General features: G+C 62.5%; 15 protein-coding genes. 7 read left to right on the top strand and 8 right to left on the bottom strand.

What is annotated here, in order from left to right; all coding sequences use genetic code 11:
- Positions 1 to 26 precede the first annotated feature (26 nt).
- Positions 27 to 1,091, top strand: a complete 1,065-nt coding sequence (locus BM118_RS08095) for a GlxA family transcriptional regulator (protein ID WP_210189035.1) — start codon at positions 27 to 29, stop codon at positions 1,089 to 1,091.
- 92 nt (positions 1,092 to 1,183) lie between these two features.
- On the opposite strand, the gene BM118_RS08100 is transcribed toward BM118_RS08095, so the two are convergent.
- From BM118_RS08100 to BM118_RS08140, 8 genes are all read right to left on the bottom strand, one after another.
- Positions 1,184 to 1,819 carry a response regulator gene (locus BM118_RS08100; protein WP_092183803.1) on the bottom strand — a complete coding sequence of 212 codons (636 nt, stop codon included), beginning with the start codon at positions 1,817 to 1,819 and terminating at the stop codon, positions 1,184 to 1,186.
- 168 nt (positions 1,820 to 1,987) lie between these two features.
- Positions 1,988 to 2,617 carry a response regulator transcription factor gene (locus BM118_RS08105; RefSeq protein WP_092183805.1) on the bottom strand — a complete coding sequence of 210 codons (630 nt, stop codon included), beginning with the start codon at positions 2,615 to 2,617 and terminating at the stop codon, positions 1,988 to 1,990.
- A 62-nt stretch (positions 2,618 to 2,679) separates the two neighbouring features.
- Entirely contained in the window at positions 2,680 to 3,882 is a 1,203-nt protein-coding gene (locus BM118_RS08110) for a sensor histidine kinase (protein ID WP_244550091.1), read from the bottom strand.
- Between the two features lie 655 nt (positions 3,883 to 4,537).
- Positions 4,538 to 5,356, bottom strand: coding sequence for an outer membrane beta-barrel protein (locus BM118_RS08120; protein WP_092183811.1), 819 nt, complete (start codon positions 5,354 to 5,356; stop codon positions 4,538 to 4,540).
- 259 nt (positions 5,357 to 5,615) lie between these two features.
- Entirely contained in the window at positions 5,616 to 6,878 is a 1,263-nt protein-coding gene (gene arcA, locus BM118_RS08125; RefSeq protein ID WP_092183813.1) for an arginine deiminase, read from the bottom strand.
- A gap of 26 nt (positions 6,879 to 6,904) precedes the next feature.
- A complete protein-coding gene (locus BM118_RS08130) occupies positions 6,905 to 8,338 on the bottom strand; it encodes a basic amino acid/polyamine antiporter (RefSeq protein ID WP_092183817.1) in 1,434 nt (477 codons plus the stop codon).
- Positions 8,339 to 8,480: 142 nt separating this feature from the next.
- On the bottom strand, positions 8,481 to 11,543 hold the full coding sequence (locus tag BM118_RS08135) for an efflux RND transporter permease subunit (protein WP_092183819.1): 3,063 nt from the start codon (positions 11,541 to 11,543) through the stop codon (positions 8,481 to 8,483).
- On the bottom strand, positions 11,540 to 12,643 hold the full coding sequence (locus BM118_RS08140) for an efflux RND transporter periplasmic adaptor subunit (RefSeq protein WP_092183821.1): 1,104 nt from the start codon (positions 12,641 to 12,643) through the stop codon (positions 11,540 to 11,542). The genes BM118_RS08135 and BM118_RS08140 overlap by 4 nt, the downstream gene beginning before the upstream one ends.
- A gap of 429 nt (positions 12,644 to 13,072) precedes the next feature.
- Here BM118_RS08140 and BM118_RS08145 point away from each other — a divergent pair, with 429 nt between their 5' ends.
- From BM118_RS08145 to BM118_RS08170, 6 genes are read left to right on the top strand one after another with little or no spacing between them, the layout of a single operon-like run.
- Entirely contained in the window at positions 13,073 to 13,594 is a 522-nt protein-coding gene (locus BM118_RS08145; protein ID WP_092183823.1) for a Na+/H+ antiporter subunit E, read from the top strand.
- A complete protein-coding gene (locus BM118_RS08150) occupies positions 13,587 to 13,877 on the top strand; it encodes an MrpF/PhaF family protein (RefSeq protein ID WP_092183825.1) in 291 nt (96 codons plus the stop codon). Before BM118_RS08145 ends, BM118_RS08150 begins: the two co-directional genes overlap by 8 nt.
- Positions 13,874 to 14,167: a monovalent cation/H(+) antiporter subunit G gene (locus BM118_RS08155; RefSeq protein WP_092183827.1), complete on the top strand. Its 294-nt coding sequence runs from the start codon at positions 13,874 to 13,876 to the stop codon at positions 14,165 to 14,167. Before BM118_RS08150 ends, BM118_RS08155 begins: the two co-directional genes overlap by 4 nt.
- 38 nt (positions 14,168 to 14,205) lie before the next feature.
- Complete coding sequence (locus BM118_RS08160; RefSeq protein ID WP_244550093.1) at positions 14,206 to 15,117, top strand: MnhB domain-containing protein; 912 nt, start codon at positions 14,206 to 14,208, stop codon at positions 15,115 to 15,117.
- Entirely contained in the window at positions 15,114 to 15,446 is a 333-nt protein-coding gene (locus BM118_RS08165; protein ID WP_092183831.1) for an NADH-quinone oxidoreductase subunit K, read from the top strand. The genes BM118_RS08160 and BM118_RS08165 overlap by 4 nt, the downstream gene beginning before the upstream one ends.
- Positions 15,446 to 17,224 (top strand): complex I subunit 5 family protein, encoded by a 1,779-nt coding sequence (locus BM118_RS08170; protein WP_092183833.1) that lies wholly within the window; start codon positions 15,446 to 15,448, stop codon positions 17,222 to 17,224. The genes BM118_RS08165 and BM118_RS08170 overlap by 1 nt, the downstream gene beginning before the upstream one ends.
- The last annotated feature ends 11 nt before the right edge of the window (positions 17,225 to 17,235 follow it).

Here is a 17,235-nt window from a genome sequence, read left to right on the forward strand (position 1 = left end):
CTGACATTAATCGGGTCTATTTTGCCATGCTGCTCATTGACGTTCTCGTCCTGGAAGGCGCCTCCGCGGCAAGCGTCGCCATCACCTTCGAATTGATCGCAGTAGCCAACGGCATTCGTGCAAGGGCCGGACGACCGTCCTGCTTCGACGTCAGAATTTCCGGTTCCGGGGCGAGATGGGCCACGAGGCTCGCAAGGCTTTCCTCGAAGGTAGTCGCCAGCAGACCCGCGGACGTGGTGATCGTCCCCGGCCTGGCCTGGATGGATGAGCAACGCATTCGCGAAGGATTGCAGCGGCGGGACGCCGAAACGGCCAGGAAGGCTCTGCAGGCGGCCTCTCGATCCGGAGCCGAAATTGCAAGCTCCTGTTCGGCCGTATTTCTGGTCGCGAGCGCCGGGCTGCTGGATGCCCGCCGTGCAACCACGACCTGGTGGCTAGCGCCGCTGTTTCGGACTCTGTTTCCGAAAGTGATGCTCGACACGGACGCGATGGTGCTGACCGACGGGAGCGTAACGACCGCCGGCGCGGCGATGGCTCAACTGGACCTCATGCTCTCGATCATAGCGCGCCATGCCGGACCCGACCTCGCGGACAGCTGCGCACGGTTTCTTTTGCTGGACCAGAGGCAGTCGCAGTCCCGCTACATGGCGCTATCCTTTCTTGCCGCCGCGGACGAACGGGTTTCTCGCGCCGAGCGCTGGGCAGGAGCGCGACTGCATCGGACCTTTTCAATTTCCGAGCTCGCGAAGGCCGTGGGACTGGGGGCGCGCACGTTTGCGCGCCGATGTGAGCGCGCCACCGGGCTTTCGCCGGTGAGATTTGTCCAGAAATTGCGCATCGACAAGGCGATGGAGCTTCTGGAGACCACTCGGCTCAGCCTCGACGAGATCGCGGAGAGGGTTGGGTATGCCGACCCCTCCATGCTTCGCAAGCTCCTGCATCGGGAGAGGACGCCCGGTGCGCGGGCCTCCCGTGTCGGCCGCAGGCGAGAGAAGAGCGCCGCGCCCGCCAGAACGCCTGCAAAAAGGCCGCCTGCACCGCGCCGGAAACCACCGGCCGGCACTGGCAGGAAGGGATCGAGGACAGCTTGAGGTGTACAGCCTCTCTTGTCGGACGCTCGGCGCCTCCAGAGCGTCCTATATGGATCTGCACGGCGTCCATTCCAAGACAACGGCGGCGTCTCTCAAGGCGCGACCAGCTTCTTGCGAATGGCATAGCGGACCAGTTCGGCCGTCGACGACATTCCGAGCTTGCGCATAGCCGACGCACGATGGGTCTCGACGGTCTTCACGCTCAGCTTCAAAATGGCGCTCATGGATCTGTTGGTATGCCCTTCCGCAATCAATTGGACCACGCTCTGCTCGCGCGACGTTAGCAGCATGTCCGACTTGCCATGCTTGTTGAGCTGGTAGTCATGGAGCAGCTTCTCCACCAGGGCGCTGGTGAAGTAGGGCCTGCCGTCGAGCAACGCCTCGATTGCGGAAATCAGGTGCTTCTTGGCATCCGACTTGAACAAGAAGCCGCGAACTCCGGCCAGAACGGCTTCAGTCAGCAGCTCCTCGTCTTCATGCATCGTCAGGATCAGCACTTCCGTGGGCAGATCAAGTGCCCTGAGCCGGCGGCTGACCTCCAACCCGTTCATGAGTGGCATCGAATAGTCGACGATTACGATGTCCGAGCTCGTCTCCACGGCCAAATCGACGGCTTGCTCACCATTGGTAGCCTCACCGGCGACGATCCAGTTGGACTGCGTTTCGACAATCGCGCGAAGCCCTGAACGTACGACTGCATGATCATCCGCAATCAAAATGCGTTTCATGGCGTCGTTCTCGTTTTCCGGCCGCAATCAATAGAGACGGCCGGCAGCAGCAAGGTCGAACGATCATGCCGATCATGGTTCGAAGGGCTATCCTGCAAAACCCTGAGCAGCGTCGGCGAATGTACCGACGTGGCCGCCTTCAAGGAGATCCCACGGACCGACGCGCTGTCATGCCTCAACCAACTGCGCGCGAACGGCGTACCGGACCAGACCTGCGGTTGAGTTCACCTCCAGCTTGCGCATCGCAGCCGCCCGATGTGCCTCGGTTGTCTTGACGCTGAGGTTCAGGATCGCGCTGATGCCCTTGTTGCTGTAGCCTTCAGCTACCAGCTTCACGACAAGCTGCTCGCGTGGCGTAAGCCCGCGACGCCGGTCTGCATCGCCGCCCGCGCCGTGATCCAGTTCGTTCCGACAGCTTTCGCTGCAGAACCGCTTATGCACCAAGAGTGCGTCGACGGCCGCCAATAACAATCTGTTCGCATCCGATTTCGCCAGAAACGCGCGTGCACCGGCCTCGAACGCCTGCTGCGCGAGCAGACCGGACTTGTGCACCGTGAAGATCAAGACCTCCGTCTGCAAGGGATAGTCCCTGATCCGCCGCGCAACCTCCACTCCCGTCATTCGCGGCATGGAGAAGTCGACGATAGCCACATGCGGCCGGCTTTCGATAGCCGCAGTCAGCGCCTTGCTGCCGTCGTTCGCCTCGGCAACCACTTCCCAATCCGCCCGCTGTTCGAGCACCGCTCGCAAGCCCAATCGCACCGCTTCGTGGTCATCCGCGATAAGAAAGCGTTTCATGGCAGAGCACTCCAATGTCGTTATACGGCAGCCATTTCGCCACCGATAACCTTCTTCCTCCCTCAGTGGGTGCCTGCTTGGGCCCTCACGAAGCCCGTGGCCTTTCGCCGGCCACGTTTGTTCGTCACCAGCCCATGCGGAAACACCGCGCGCAAGATGGTGCCGGAGAGCTGTATTGCTGGATCCGAATGGATATCCAATGACCCTCCGATCTGCTCGAGCCGTGCCCTCATCGCGGGAATTCCGACGCCGATGGATATGGTTTTCCCACCTTGCTTCGCGTAGTCGGCGCGAATCCCCCGCCCGTTGTCGGTGACCGTCAGTCGAAAATGCCGGCCGGTCGCCTCAATAACGATGCTCACTTCCGTCGCCTGCGCGTGGCGGAATATGTTCGTGAGGGCTTCCTGGACGATCCGCAGCAGGGCGCGTTGCTTCTCGTAAGGCAGCCTATCGACGTCGGGCACGATCCTGGTCGTGACCCGCAACGAGGTACGAGCCGCAAATCCATCGGCGTAGTGCTCGATCGCGGCTTTGAGCCTGTCGACCGTCAGATTCTGGGGGTGTAGCAGATAGGAAAAGGCACGGATTTCCCTGAGTGCCTCGTCGATAGACGCGTCGATCTCACCGCAAAGGCGTTCGGCGCCGACCGGGTCGCTCATGTTACGACGGAGCCGCATGAGACCGAGGCTGGCGGCAATCAAATGCTGACATGTCGAATCATGGAGATCGGAAGCAATCCGCTGCTGGATGTCCTCCTGAATGGACGCCAAATTGGCCCCGACGTGTATATCATCGGCTCCTTCGGTCGCGGCTTCGAACGCACCATTACGCATGGTACGATGGCTGCCGATCAGCCGGATCGCACCACGTGTTACGGGATCCACAACAGGAGTGATGGTCGTCTCCATATTTTGCCGCCGCTCGCCAAATGCGAGACGATGGCGAATCCTCACTTCCGTCCCTTCCGCAAGACAAGCACGGAGGGCTTCATAGATGGATCTGGCGTCATCCCTGCTCATGCAGCTGGAGACGTCCATCTCCCGGATGTCATCGGATGAGATGCCGAGATGCGACTCGAAGGCCGGATTGATCCCCTCATAGACGAAGCGTCCGCCAAGCGAAGGGCGCACGACGAAGAGAAAGTCGGATGAGTACAGCCAGTACAGCCGGTCGCCGGTTTCCTCGAAACCAAGCGGAAACCTCCCCGTGCCGCTGGTTCGAATTGACTCGGAAGCGGGAAAGCTATGAGGCTTCACGGTACGCACTCACTCTGCTGCGGCAACGCCCGACATTGAAGTGCGATATCGAGAGTCGCCGACCTGCCCCGCAGGCGAGGCATCATCCTGGATCAGAGTACGGACGCCCGTGGGGTCAGCAGATTATACACCGTTAGGTTGATAGCGCCATAAGTAGTAACAGCCCCAGGTTGGAATTTCGAAGTCGTGAGAGGAGACCTGAAGGGATCAAACAGGCGGCTTGTGCCAGACCATTCGGCACTGGACTCAAAAGAGATGCAACAAATGCTAAAGTGCCGTCTACAACCTTTACGAGCGAATTGCCACGATAACAGCTTTCCTGATACGCAACCAACGCCCTCCGAGAATCATGCATATCGTTCTCGGGTCGAGATCGGACGACATGTACCACCATGCGCTAGCGGGTTCCGGCTCCGCTTGCGCTGGACTTCTTTTTCTTTCCCGCCTTCGCGTTCGGAGGGGGCTGTTGAGGCGGCGCGATCACCAGCGGATGAGACGGCACTTGGAGGCGGTTAGTGCCGACGTCGTCCCTGAGTGCATCGGTATCCAGGCGCTGGCTTCGGTCGACGGAATCGCGCGGGTCTGCGGCAGCGGCAGACGGCGCCGCTAGACCAACGGCGACTCCCATCAGCACCCACGCGCATTTCATCATCTTGCAGGCCCCTCAAAAAGCGAAGTCAAGTCGAGGACCGATCCTGAGGTCCCTGTAGCGCCGCACCGCAACGTTCGATGTACGCGCCTCGTACAACACGCTGGTCGTAAGCGACACGTTGCTGGCAAAATTGTACTTCACACCTATGTCCGCTGAGTAGATTTGGTCTTGCCGCCCCCGGTTCAGCCCGTCGGTGAACCAGAAGGCTTCAAACAATGGTGTGCTCACGATCGACCAATTCGGATCGAGCTTGAATTCGATGCCAAGCAACGCATCGAAGCGCCAGCGGCGAGCTTCCGCAAGATCGGAAAACCGATAGGTCACAAGCAACAGCGGCGATAGTGTCACATTGTTCATGCGGAAGTCGCGCGCCACCGAGCCCATCACGTCATGCGAAGTGAAGGCAAGGTCCCGGTAGACGCCGTCGAAATCGTATCGGTTCTCGTAGATGGCGGAGAAGCGCCAGCCGTCCCAATTCTCCGTCAGGCGCGCTCCCACGCGTGCGACTGCCGCGTTGCCATCCTTCTCCCTCGAAAACGCCTCGTATTGGGCGCGGGCGTAGAGCCGGTATGACAGGTCATTTGTCAGATTCCCGTCCAACCTGACGCTCACGTCAGGCTCGTAGTAGATATCCGATTTGCGGTTGTCCCGGCCGAACAAGGCATTGTCGGTGAAGGTCGGTGCAACGGAGCCGACGACGCTCCATGACGGAGCTGAGTAGTACGGTACAGGACTGCTCGCCTTCAGCTCGGTGAGATCAACGTCCGCCGCCCAGGCGGTACCTGCTCCAAGCAATCCAAGGACCGGCAAGAGAACTCTGGACCTGCGCATGGTGTTCCTCGATGGCTTCTGCGTACACCAGGAATCGCCTCAGATTGGGCAACGATTGTGGCGTGTTAGTGATAGGATTTTAAATCAGGGATTGAATCGGCAGATTGCCATTTCGTAAAATGCCGGAAGCTCCCGACGCTGCCGAACAGACGCCGGAGAACTCACTCCACCTGACCAGATCGGTTGCGTTGCCCCAGGAAAAGCGGAGCGGCGCTCGGCCGCGGCGCGCCGGCCTCACAGCCAGGCCCACTCGATCCGCCTAGTAGTCCACCGCATCCCTGGTGATCGGACAGGTCATGCAATGACCGCCTCCCCGGCCCCGCCCCAGCTCTGCACCGACGATGGTGATCACCTCGATCCCTTCCTTGCGCAGCAACGTGTTGGTGTAGGTATTGCGGTCATAGGCAAACACCACGCCCGGGGACGCGCAAACCAGATTGGCGCCGCTGTCCCACTGCGTCCGCTCGCGCATATAGGCGTTGCCGCCGGTCTCGACCACGCGCAGCTTCTTCAGGCTGAGGGCTTCAGCCACCACATCCACGAACGGCTTTTCGTCCCTGCGCAGTTCGAGGCCGGCGGAATTGTCGGCCGGCCGGTAGGAGAAGGCCGCGATGTTGTTGACGATGTCGGGATAGAGCAGGACGCAATCCCGGTCTGCGAACGTGAAGACGGTATCCAGATGCATTGCGGCGCGGAGCTTCGGCATCGCAGCCACGATCACGCGCTCGGCCGCATTTTTCCTGAACAAGGCCGCGGCGACCTGGCTGATCGCCTGCCGCGAGGTGCGCTCGCTCAACCCGATCAGGACGTTGCCCTTGCCGATCGGCATCACGTCGCCGCCTTCCAGCGTCGCGAGACCGTGGTCCCGCGTCGGATCGCCCCACCAGACATTGACCTTGCCGGCGAAATCCGGATGGAACTTGTAGATGGCTGTGGCGAGGATCGGCTCCTCGTGCCGCGCGGGCCAATAGAGCGAATTCAGCGTGACCCCACCGTAGATCCAGCATGTCGTGTCCCGCGTATATAAGGTGTTGGGGAGCGGCGGCAGCAGATACTCGGTCATGCCGGCGGCCTCGCGGAAGAGCTTGAGCATCTCGCCGCCATGGGCGTCCGGGAAGTCATGGGTCGAAACGCCGCCGATCAGCGTCTCGGCCAGATCGCGCGGCTTGAGGCTCTCCAGATAGCCCCGCAGTTCGTCGACGAGACCGAGACCGACCTGATCGGGAACAACCTGATTGTCGAGGATCCACTTTCTGGCCTCAGGGATCGCGACCGTCTCGGTCAGCAGGTTGTGCATCTCGACGACTTCGATGCCGCGATCACGCATCTTCTGCACGAAATCGAAGTGATCGCGCTTGGCGTTTTCGACCCACAGGACGTCGTCAAATAGCAGGGTGTCGCAATTGGAGGGCGTGAGGCGCTGATGGGCGCGGCCGGGTGAGCAGACCATGACCTTGCGGAGCTGGCCGACCTCCGAATGAACGCCAAAGGCACTGTTGGATTCCGATGCCTGCTTTGCCATGGGACTGCCCTTGAGGGTTGCCTTGCCTAGATCGTGATATAGCCGGTGGCCAATCCGTGGATCCCGACAGCAGCGCCGACGGCGGCTGCGATGAAGATGCCCCACTCGACGGCCGTGAAGACCCTCGCCTTCTGTTCCACGCGCGCCCAGAAATAGAGTGTCGTGCCGGGCGCGTAGAGGATCAAGGACAGCAGCAGGAACTTCATTCCGGCCGAATAGATCAGGAACAGCGTGTAGATGACGGCGATGCCGGCAAAAATCGTATCGCGCGTTCGCTCACTGCCGCTCTTCTCATAGGTCTCGCCCCGCCTGACGAGCAGGAGCCCGTAGGCTGCGACGAGGAAGAACGGAATGAGTGACATCACGCTCGTCAGATTGAGCATCAACGCGAACGCATCCTGCGACCAATAGGTGCTGATGACGAAGAGCTGGACGATCACATTGGTGAGCCAGAGCGCCGCGGCGGGCACCTTGTTCGCATTTTCCTTGCCGAACAATGCCGGCATATCCTTGGTCCGGCCAGCGGCGGAGAGCACCTCGGCACAGATCAGCGACCAGGCGAGATAGGCCCCCAACACCGAAACCAGAAGTCCAACGCTGACGAAGATCGCACCCCAATGCCCGACCACGGCCTCCAGGACCGTCGCCATGGAAGGTTGCCGCATGCCGGCGATCTCGGCGCGGAGAAGCACGGCGTATGGCAGCATGGTGACGAGCACCATCAGGCTCGTGACGATCGCGAACCCGAGCAGGGTCGCAGCACCGACATGCGCGCGCTCCTTGGCGTAGCGTGAGTAGACGCTGGCGCCCTCGATGCCGAGAAAGACAAACACCGTGACCAGCATGGTGGCGCGGATCTGCTCGAACAGACCCTTGTCCGGCATGCCTACGCCGCCCCAGAAATTGCCGCGGAACATGTCGGCGTTGAACGAGAATATCAGGATGACGATGAAGATCAGGATCGGCACGATCTTGGCGACAGTGACGATGGTGTTGATCGCGGCCGCCTGCTGCACGCCACGCAGGATCATGAAGTGGAACAGCCAAATTCCGATCGAAGCGACGATGATTGCGGTGACCGTGTTCCCATCCCCAAAGACCGGAAAGAAGGCGCCCAAGGTCGACTTGATGAGAACCCAATAGGATACGTTGCCGATGCAGCTGCCGATCCAGTATCCGAATGCCGACAAGAAGCCGGGATAGTCGCCAAATCCTTCCTTCGCATAGGCATAGACGCCGGCGTCGAGCTCGGGCTTTCGCTCGGCCAGCGCCTGGAACACCCGCGCGAGGGTGTACATGCCGCCGCCGGCAATGCACCAGGCGAAGATCGCGCCGAACGGACCGGTGGCGATCCCGAAAGTTCTCGGCAGCGAGAATATCCCCGAGCCGACCATCGAGCCAACCACCATCGCGGTCAATGCGAACAGGGAGAGCTTCTGGATTGACGGCGTCCCAGTCATGTGAAGACCTCGCGACAGGCGGGTGCGCAACATCCTGGCCGAGCGGCTTGCCGGCGGTCGCACGATGCGCCTTGGGCGACATCTGGAATATCGGGTGATTACCTAGTCGAGCGTCGGGATTTCCCTCGCTGGAAACAGCCACTCAAGCCGACGATGGAGCGGAAGCCTCGGCTGGTCCCTTCTCCCCGAACCAGGTCACGTACAATGTCGGCAGCAACACAAGCGTCAGCACGGTCGCGACCAGCAGGCCGCCCATGATTGCAACTGCCATCGGCCCCCAGAATACGGTCGGCGCAATCGGGATCATGCCGAGAACGGTCGACACCGCCGTCAGCATGATGGGACGGAAACGCGAGCTGCTGGCATCCACCGCCGCGTCCCATGGGCTCTTGCCCTGCGCGCGCTCCGCATCGATCTGGCTGATCAGAATCACCGCGTTCTTGCAGATCATGCCGAGCAAAGCGAGAACGCCGAGAATGGTGACAAAGCCCATCGGCCTGCCGGACAGCAACAGCGCGGCCACAACACCGATCATCCCGAGCGGAGCCACGCTTACGACCATGGCCAGTCGCGAAAAGCTCTGCAGCTGGACCATCAGAACCGTGAACATGACGAACAGCATCATCGGAACCACGGCGAGCACGGACGCCTGCGATTTCCGGCTCTCTTCCACGGTCCCGCCGACGGCCACATCGTAGGACGCGGGAAGCGTCTTCCTCAGCTGTTCGATCGCGGGCGATAGAGCATCCACCATCGTATCGGGCAGCGTTCCACCAACGATGTCGGCACGCACCGTCAGGGTCGGGATGCGGTCGCGTCGCCAGATCAGGGGATGCTCCTGGTGATATCCGAACGTCGCAAACTGGCTGAGCGACACCGTCTTTCCACCCGGTAGCGGCACCAGGAGCGTGCGCAGGTTGGACAGCGAAATGCGCTGTTCGTCGATTGCCCGGGCCACCACGTTGACCAGATAGATGTCGTCGCGGACCTGGGTGACGACTGCGCCAGATATCACGGTGTTCAACACGCTCGATATCGCCTGCGAGCTCAGGCCGAGACGGCGCGCTTCATCCTGATCGACGTAGATCCGCAGCTGGCGCTCCGGCTCCATCCAGTCAAAGTTGATGCCCTTGGCCCTGGGATCCGAGGCCAGGATCTGTCCAACCTTGAGTGCAATCTCACGGACCCGCTCGACTTCAGGTCCGCTGACGCGATATTGCAGCGGCCATCCGACAGGCGGGCCCAGGCCGAGAGGCGAAACCGACGAGACGGCCGCCGGAAACTCCTCCGCGAGAAGACGCTCCAACCCCACCCGCAGGCGCTCGCGCGCTGCGACGTCCTTTGCCACGACAACCGCCTGCGTGAAGGAATCGTTGGGAAGCTCCACGCTCAGTGGGAGATAAAAGCGGATCGCACCGCGCCCCACATTGGTGCTCCAATGATGAACGTCCGGATCGGCGGCCAATGCTGCATCCAGGCGCTTGGCTGCCATCTCGCTCGCATGGATTGATGCATTCTGCGGCAGGCTGAGGTCCACGAGCAATTCGGGCCGATCTGACGACGGAAAGAACTGTTGCGGGATCAACGGAAGCGCGAGAACGGACGCAACAAAGAGCGCCAGCGAGATCGCGATCGTCAGCCACTTGGCGCGCATCGCCAGCGTCAGAAAATTCCGATAAAAACGGAACATCGCGCCGGGTTCGGCAGCGCCCTTCTGCACCGGTGGGACAAGGATGACGACACCCAGCAAGGGCGTGAAGACCACGGCAACGAGCCACGACACCAGGAGCGCGATCGCAACCACCGCAAACAACGAGAACGTATATTCGCCGGCCGAGCTCGCGGCAAACCCGACCGGGATGAAGCCCGCGATCGTCACCAGCGTTCCCGCAAGCATGGCAAAGGCATGGCTGCGGTAGGCAAACGTCGCCGCGTCGACCCTGCTGCCGCCTTGCGCCAGCCGATTGAGCGTTGCGTCGGTGGTCGTCATCGCATCGTCGACCAGCAGTGCGAGCGCGATGATCAGCGCTCCCAGCGAGATCCGCTGCATATCGACGCGCGCGATCTCCATGATCGGAAACACGATGGCCAGCGTCAACGGGATGGCAAGCGCGATGATGAGGCCGGGACGGATTCCGAGGCTGATGAAACTCACCACCAGGATGATGGCGATGGCCTGAAGGAGCGAGGTCATGAATTCGCCGATCGCGCCTCCGACCACGACTGCCTGGTCGGCAACGAGGACCGGCTCGATTCCGATCGGGAGATCGGCGGTGATCTCAGCCATCACCTTCTTGACGTTTCTGCCGAGCGCAAGAATGTCGCCGCCGTCGCGCATTGCGATGGCAAGCCCGATTGCGGGCTGGCCGTTGACCCGGAACGTCGGTTGCGGCGGATCCACGTAGCCGCGCCGCACTTGCGCGATGTCGCTCAGGCGAATCGTGCGTCCCCCCGCGACGAAATTGACGCTGGCGATGTCCTGCTCCGACTGAAAACCGCCCGACACCCGCACGGAGATGCTTTCCTTGCCGGTCTGGATTACGCCCGCCGGGCGGACGATATTTTGCGATTGCAGCGCCGCGAGCAGAGCCGCCCGATCGACGCCCAAGGTCGCAAGTTCCTGCTTGGAGAATTCGACGAAGATCACCTCGTCCTGCGTACCCAGGAGCTCGATCTTCGACACGTCCGGGACCTGAAGCAATCGAGAACGGATGTTCTCGACGTAATCTCGCAACTCCCGCTGCGTGAAGCCGTCGCGGGTGAAGCCGTAGACGATGCCGAACGTGTCACCGAAGTCGTCATTGAAGCCCGGACCGACAACGCCGGCGGGCAAGGTGTGCCGCATGTCGCCGATGCTCTTTCTCACCTCATACCAGGTGTCGGAAACCTGCCTCGCATTCGCACTTCCTTTCAGGTTGACGAAAATGGTGACGAGACCCGCCCGGGTGAAGCTGCGCAGGAAGTCCAGGTGGGGCGTCTCCTGCAATTGGCGCTCGAGCCGCTCCGTCACCTGCTTCATCGTCTCTTCGGCCGTTGCCCCCGGCCAGGCCGCCTGAACGACCATCGTCTTGATGATGAAGGAGGGATCCTCGTTTCGGCCAAGCCGGAAATACGCCAGCCCCCCGGCGATCACGGCAACCATCATGACATAGACGACGAGCGAGCGATGCCTGAGGGCCCAGTCGGAGAGATTGAGCCCGGTCATGGCTCTGACCCGAGCACCCGCACCTTCTGGCCCGGATGAAGCGCCTGCACGCCCGCGGTAACGACGATCTCTCCGGCGTCCAACCCCTGCGAGACGATGACCTGTGCCTGGTCGAAGCGCAGGATATCAACGTTGCGCGCCGAAACGACGTTCGTCGACGGATCGACAATCCACACGGCCGGCTGTTGATTGATCCGCGTCAACGCGGTTGCCGGTATGTCGATCACCGGTCCGGAACTGGTTTCGACGCGACCGTTGACGGTCGCGCCGAGCCGCATCGCTGCCGGCGGATCCGTCAAGCCGACCTTGACCTCGAAGGTGCGGGTGACTGGATCGGCTTGTGCCGCGATCTGACGAATGCGGCCTCGCGCCGTAATCTTCGGATCATCCGTCAGGCTGACGGTGACCTGCACGTCGGCTGGGGCCGATCTGACCATCTGGGCAGGAACATCGAAGATGGCGTCGCGGCCGTCCTGTCTGGCGATCCGCGCGATCATTTGACCGGCCTGAACGACCTCGCCGGCCGACGGCCCCGTCGCGGTGATCTTGCCCGGCGCGTCGGCTCGCAATTCGGTGAAACTGACGAGATCGTGCGCAGAACTCAATTGCGCCTCCGCCGCCTCGACCTGCGACTGGGCGGTCTGTCGTGCTTGCGTCGCCGCCTCGAAATTGGCACGCGTGGTCCACCCTTGTGCCAACAGAGTCTCCTGGCGCTCATAATGGTTGCGTGCCTGCGTCAACTGGCCCTGTGCAGCGGAAAGAGCAGCCTTCGCCTGCCGCAACGTGCTCAGCTCATTCTGAGGCTCCAGTTGCGCCAGCAACTGCCCGGCCTCGACCCTGTCACCGAGCCTTGTCTCATTCGCAAGCAGACGTCCGGAGATCCGGAAAGCGACGTTTACTTCGTCCTCCGCCTCGATGCGCCCCGTGAAGGTCAGCGGCACCAGGCTCTCACGCTTCTCGATCGTCGTGGTCCGGACCGGACGCGGAGACGACTTCTTTGCTTCCACTTGACGGTCACACGCAGCCAGGATCGACGCGGATGCGACTGCCATCAGCGTCAATGCAATGGCTTGCCGAGGTGTCGTTCGGCGACCGCGCATAGCCAAGCTCCTCAAATTCCTGAAACGTTGCCGGGCAGGTCAGCCGCTCCCGAGGTTGCGATTTCGCGGCATCGCCCCTCGGTATTCTTGCCCAGGGGATCGGCCGCACACATCGGCAAATCTACTCGGTGCGGCCGGATGCAATCGCGGTTACGACACGGCGCAAACGCAGGCAAAAACCTGACGAGGCGTGACAACCGGCCGACAGCGCTCTGGGGAATTCCCGATGCCTGATCAGGCAATCACCCAATATCGCCGGTCTCATCAAGAGCGCACTGTTCCACGCTCAGATGAAGCGATCGCGCGCGGCGGGTCGGCGAATCAGAGGGATCTGGGTGGAGTACCTGCAGTTCACCATCCCTTTGAACTTGGTTTTCGAAACGCCGCAGGACGGCGCGACCTGACCCGCCGCCAATCGAGGACTCCGAAGTGAGAGGGCCTTCAGGAAAACGAGACGCGCGTACGGGCGTCGGAGTCGGGGCGTCCTGGCGAAGCGCGGCGTCTCGAGCGGCATGGTTCCTCTGCCTTTGGCTCGTGCTTGCCGGCACCTCTCTCGATGACATTCCTGCCGCAACAATCGCCGTCGCGACAGCAACCTGGACCAGCTTGCGTTTGCTGGAGCCTGGCACGTCGCGGCGCTCACCTCGCGCGATCCTCCGACTGGCCCTTCTGTTCCTGTACCAGTCCATTGTAGCCGGAGTGGACGTCGCAAGGCGCGCACTCGATCCCGGCCTGCCGCTGCGCCCTGGATTCGTCGCGTATCCAACCCGCCTTCCGCGTGGCCTGCGTCGCAATGTGTTCGCGACACTCACAAGCCTGTTGCCCGGCACCGTGCCGGCCGGAGAGAAGGAGACGCAACTCCTCTATCACTGCCTCGACGTCGATCAGCCCGTGATCGCCGAACTTGATCAGGAGGAGTCGGCCTTGGCTCGAGCGCTTTACAATGACTGAGTTCCTGACGGTCGCGGTCGGCTTCATTCTGGCAATGCTGGCGCTTGGACTGTTGTCGATCCTGCGTGGCCCTGGCGACGCTGACCGAGTCATGGCGACGCAACTGATTGGGACCGGAGGCATTGCGACGCTGCTGCTGCTCGGCACCGTCGCGAGCATCCCCGCAGCGATCGACGTGGCCTTGACCCTGGCGCTGCTCGCCACCTTCACCTCCATCGCGTTCGTCAAGAAGGGGCTTTCCCGCTTCACCGCCGATGGAACCGCATCAACGGAGGACGAATGAGCCTCGCACGCGACGTGATGACGATTGCAGCAGTGTCGGCCGGCGCGTTCTTTTTTCTGGCCGGCACGGTCGGCCTGCTTCGCTTTCCCGATACCCTGACGCGCCTGCACGCGCTGACCAAGGCGGACAATCTCGGCCTCGGTCTGGTCGTGCTTGGACTGCTCCCGCAAGCAGCAGGTCTTCGCGACGGGTTGAAGCTGGTTGGTATCTGGCTGCTCGGCCTGCTCGCGGGCGCCACCGTCTCGCAACTAATTGCGCGCGCGGCGCGCCATGGCCCATTGAACCGATGAGCATTGAGACGGCCTTCGAAATCGTTCTTGCCGCGGTCGTGCTGACCCTCGGCGTCTGGACGATCGTCGTGCCCGAGACGTTTTCGGCCACGGTCGGGTTCGTCGCCTATGGACTGCTGGTGGCACTCATCTGGGTACGCCTCGATGCTGCCGACGTCGCGCTGACCGAGGCCGCAATCGGCGGCGGGCTCGGTGGCGTCTTGCTGCTGGGCGCGGCGGCGCGATTGCGGGATGCCGACATGATGGCAGACGCAACGCCAGGAAAACTGCTGCGAGCGGGCGCCGCAGCGCTATCCGTACTGACGGCTGTGGCGCTGGCCGGCGTCGTCCTGTTGCTACCCGATCCTGCTCCGACGCTTGCTCCGGCCGCTGTTGCAAATGCCTGGGCGACGGGCCTGTCAAACCCCGTCACCAACGTGCTCATGGCGTTCCGCGCCATGGATACCATGCTCGAGAAAGTCGTGCTGTTGCTGGCCATCATCGGCGTTTGGTCGCTTGCGCCTGACAGCGCGTGGGGCGGCCGTCCCGGGCCGCGCCACCAGGCCGATCCACGTGGCGTTCTCGCCTTTCTTGCGCGGCTGCTGCCACCGGTTGGCATCGTCATCGGGATCTATATCCTCTGGACCGGTTCCGACCATCCCGGCGGAGCTTTTCAGGGCGGCGCGATTCTCGCGTCGATGTGGCTGCTGGCCATCATGGCCGGATTGGCGGACACGCCGCTCGTGAGCCATCGATCGGTACGGTTCATCCTCGTTGCCGGGCCCGGTCTGTTCCTGCTCGTCGGCCTTGCCGGCCTTCTGCTTGGCGCCGCATTCCTGTCCTATCCGCCGGCGCTGGCCAAGCCGCTGATACTTGGCATCGAGGTCGCAATGACCCTGACGATCGCAGCGACGCTCGGACTGCTGCTCGCCGGTGCCCCGGAACGGAGCACGGAGCCCGGAGCGGCGTGACGGTGTTCGGATTGTGCGCTGCTGCCGCAGTCGGACTTGGGCTCTACGGCCTGATCACGAAGCCCCAGCCCCTCCGCAAGATCATCGCCTTCAATCTGCTCGGCAGCGGCGTATTCCTCCTGTTCGGCGTCGTTGGACGGCGCGGTGCGGCGGCAGGGATCGGCAATGATCCGGTGCCGCAAGCCTTGGTGATCACCGGCATCGTCGTCGCGTTTTCCGCAACGGCTTTGGCAATTGCACTGCTGCTGCGGCTGTTCCAGACGAGCGCCTCCGTGGCGCGGAGCAGTCGCGTCTCGCCGGGCGATGACCCAGATCAGGCCGGTGGCTGATGCTGCCCCCTGCCCCTGCGCTGGACGCGACAACAACCCCGAGCGGCTTCCTGCTGGTGCTGTCGATTGCCCTACCCATCGCGGGGGTTCTGCTGGCCTTCGTTCTGGGCGAGCGATACGTCAGGCTGGTCGCATTCGCGATGGTCCCGCTGGGGCTGGCGATCGCCGTGACGATTCTGGCAGCAGTGCCGCAGAGCACGGGCCCTCTCGTTTACCTGCTCGGCGCCTGGCCGCCGCCGCTGGGGGTGGCGCTGCGCGCCGACGGATTGTCGGCCGTGATGCTTGCGGCAACCGCAGTCGTGATCTCCGCAGTCGCCGTCTATGCCGGTGCTGAATTCTCCGTCACGACGACCAAGGCCCGCGCGCCATTCGCGTTCTGGATCCTGCTGCTGGCGGTCTGGGCCGCGCTGAACACAATCTTTGTCGGTGGAGACCTCTTCACGCTTTATGTTGCCCTGGAATTGCTGACATTCGCCGCGGTGCCCCTGGTCTCGCTGGATGGCCGCCCGGAGACCCTGCGAGCGGCGATACGGTATCTGCTCTTCGCGTTGCTCGGCTCCGTGCTCTATTTGCTGGGCACGGCACTCCTCTATGGCCTCCATGCCACCCTGGATATCGTGCTGTTGTCGCATCGGATTGGAATAGAGCCTGCCTCGCTCGTCGCGGCGGCATTGATGACATCCGGTCTTCTGGCCAAGACCGCACTCTTTCCGTTGCATCTCTGGCTACCGCCTGCCCACGCGGGCGCGCCAGCTGCCGCCAGTGCGATCCTGTCCGGCCTCGTCGTGAAGGGATCTTTCTTCGTCATCGTGCGGCTCTGGTTCCAGGTGATGCCGGGGCTGCCTGGTTTCGCCGCCGCGCAACTGCTCGCCGCGCTGGGAACGGCGGCGATCGTGTTTGGAAGCATTCTCGCCTTGCGCCAGGAGCGACTGAAGCTCCTGATCGCATATTCAACGCTGGCCCAGATCGGGTATCTCTTCCTGATGTTTCCGCTCGCGTTCAATGCCTCGGGTCACCAGGAGAGTGGCGGGGCCCTTGCGGGCGGCCTGCTACAGGCTGCCTCTCATGCCACCGCGAAGGCGGCGATGTTCATGGCCGCCGGGTCGATCTACGCCCGGCTCGGCCACGATCGCATCACGGGGCTCGGCGGTATCGCGCGGGTCCTGCCCTTGAGCGTGCTGGCGTTCGCCTTCGCCGGCATCGCACTGATGGGCGTGCAGCCGAGTGGCGCCTCCCTGGCGAAAGACCTGTTGCTTCAGGCCGCGACCGAGAGCGAGCAATGGTGGTGGGCGGTCGTGCTCCAGGCCGGCGGGGTATTCACTGCCGCCTATGTCTTTTTGGTTCTGGCTCATGCGCTGGCCCCTCCGGACAAGTCTGTTGTATTGACTGGCCCCGCACCGCGCCATCGGGACGTGGCGCCGCTCGTCCTGGCGCTCTGCTCGTTATTGCTTGGCCTCGTGCCTTGGGAACCGTATCTGCCTGTCCGGCACATTTCGCCGTCCGGTCTCTCCGGTCTCGGGACGCTCTCCAAATCATTGTTGCCTGTCCTGGGAGGCGTGGTGCTGGCAATCCTGCTCAGCCCCTGGCCGCACCCGTTTGCGTCTTCGGTGCGCTGGAAGGTCGCGATCGGCGTGCTCGATCGATGCCGACGCAGCTGCTCCGCGTTCGGTAGCTATGTTGAAAGGGGCAACGATGTTCTCTGCAAGTGGCCGGCGGCAAGCACCTGCCTTGTCATGCTGGCGCTGCTGTTCAGCGGGTTGATGCTTGTGGCCGCGTGAGGGCGCGCGCT

It is taken from the genome of Bradyrhizobium sp. cf659, assembly GCF_900113725.1.
Classification (GTDB): Bacteria; Pseudomonadota; Alphaproteobacteria; order Rhizobiales; family Xanthobacteraceae; genus Bradyrhizobium.

Excerpts from the sequence above, each read along its gene's own strand:
- BM118_RS08170 (WP_092183833.1), top strand. The coding sequence starts at position 15,446 with ATGCTGCCCCCTGCCCCTGCGCTGGACGCGACAACAACCCCGAGCGGC.
- BM118_RS08135 (WP_092183819.1), bottom strand. The coding sequence starts at position 11,543 with ATGACCGGGCTCAATCTCTCCGACTGGGCCCTCAGGCATCGCTCGCTC.
- BM118_RS08100 (WP_092183803.1), bottom strand. The coding sequence starts at position 1,819 with ATGAAACGCATTTTGATTGCGGATGATCATGCAGTCGTACGTTCAGGG.
- BM118_RS08095 (WP_210189035.1), top strand. The coding sequence starts at position 27 with ATGCTGCTCATTGACGTTCTCGTCCTGGAAGGCGCCTCCGCGGCAAGC.
- BM118_RS08150 (WP_092183825.1), top strand. The coding sequence starts at position 13,587 with ATGACTGAGTTCCTGACGGTCGCGGTCGGCTTCATTCTGGCAATGCTG.
- BM118_RS08155 (WP_092183827.1), top strand. The coding sequence starts at position 13,874 with ATGAGCCTCGCACGCGACGTGATGACGATTGCAGCAGTGTCGGCCGGC.
- arcA (WP_092183813.1), bottom strand. The coding sequence starts at position 6,878 with ATGGCAAAGCAGGCATCGGAATCCAACAGTGCCTTTGGCGTTCATTCG.
- BM118_RS08120 (WP_092183811.1), bottom strand. The coding sequence starts at position 5,356 with ATGCGCAGGTCCAGAGTTCTCTTGCCGGTCCTTGGATTGCTTGGAGCA.
- BM118_RS08140 (WP_092183821.1), bottom strand. The coding sequence starts at position 12,643 with ATGCGCGGTCGCCGAACGACACCTCGGCAAGCCATTGCATTGACGCTG.
- BM118_RS08130 (WP_092183817.1), bottom strand. The coding sequence starts at position 8,338 with ATGACTGGGACGCCGTCAATCCAGAAGCTCTCCCTGTTCGCATTGACC.
- BM118_RS08105 (WP_092183805.1), bottom strand. The coding sequence starts at position 2,617 with ATGAAACGCTTTCTTATCGCGGATGACCACGAAGCGGTGCGATTGGGC.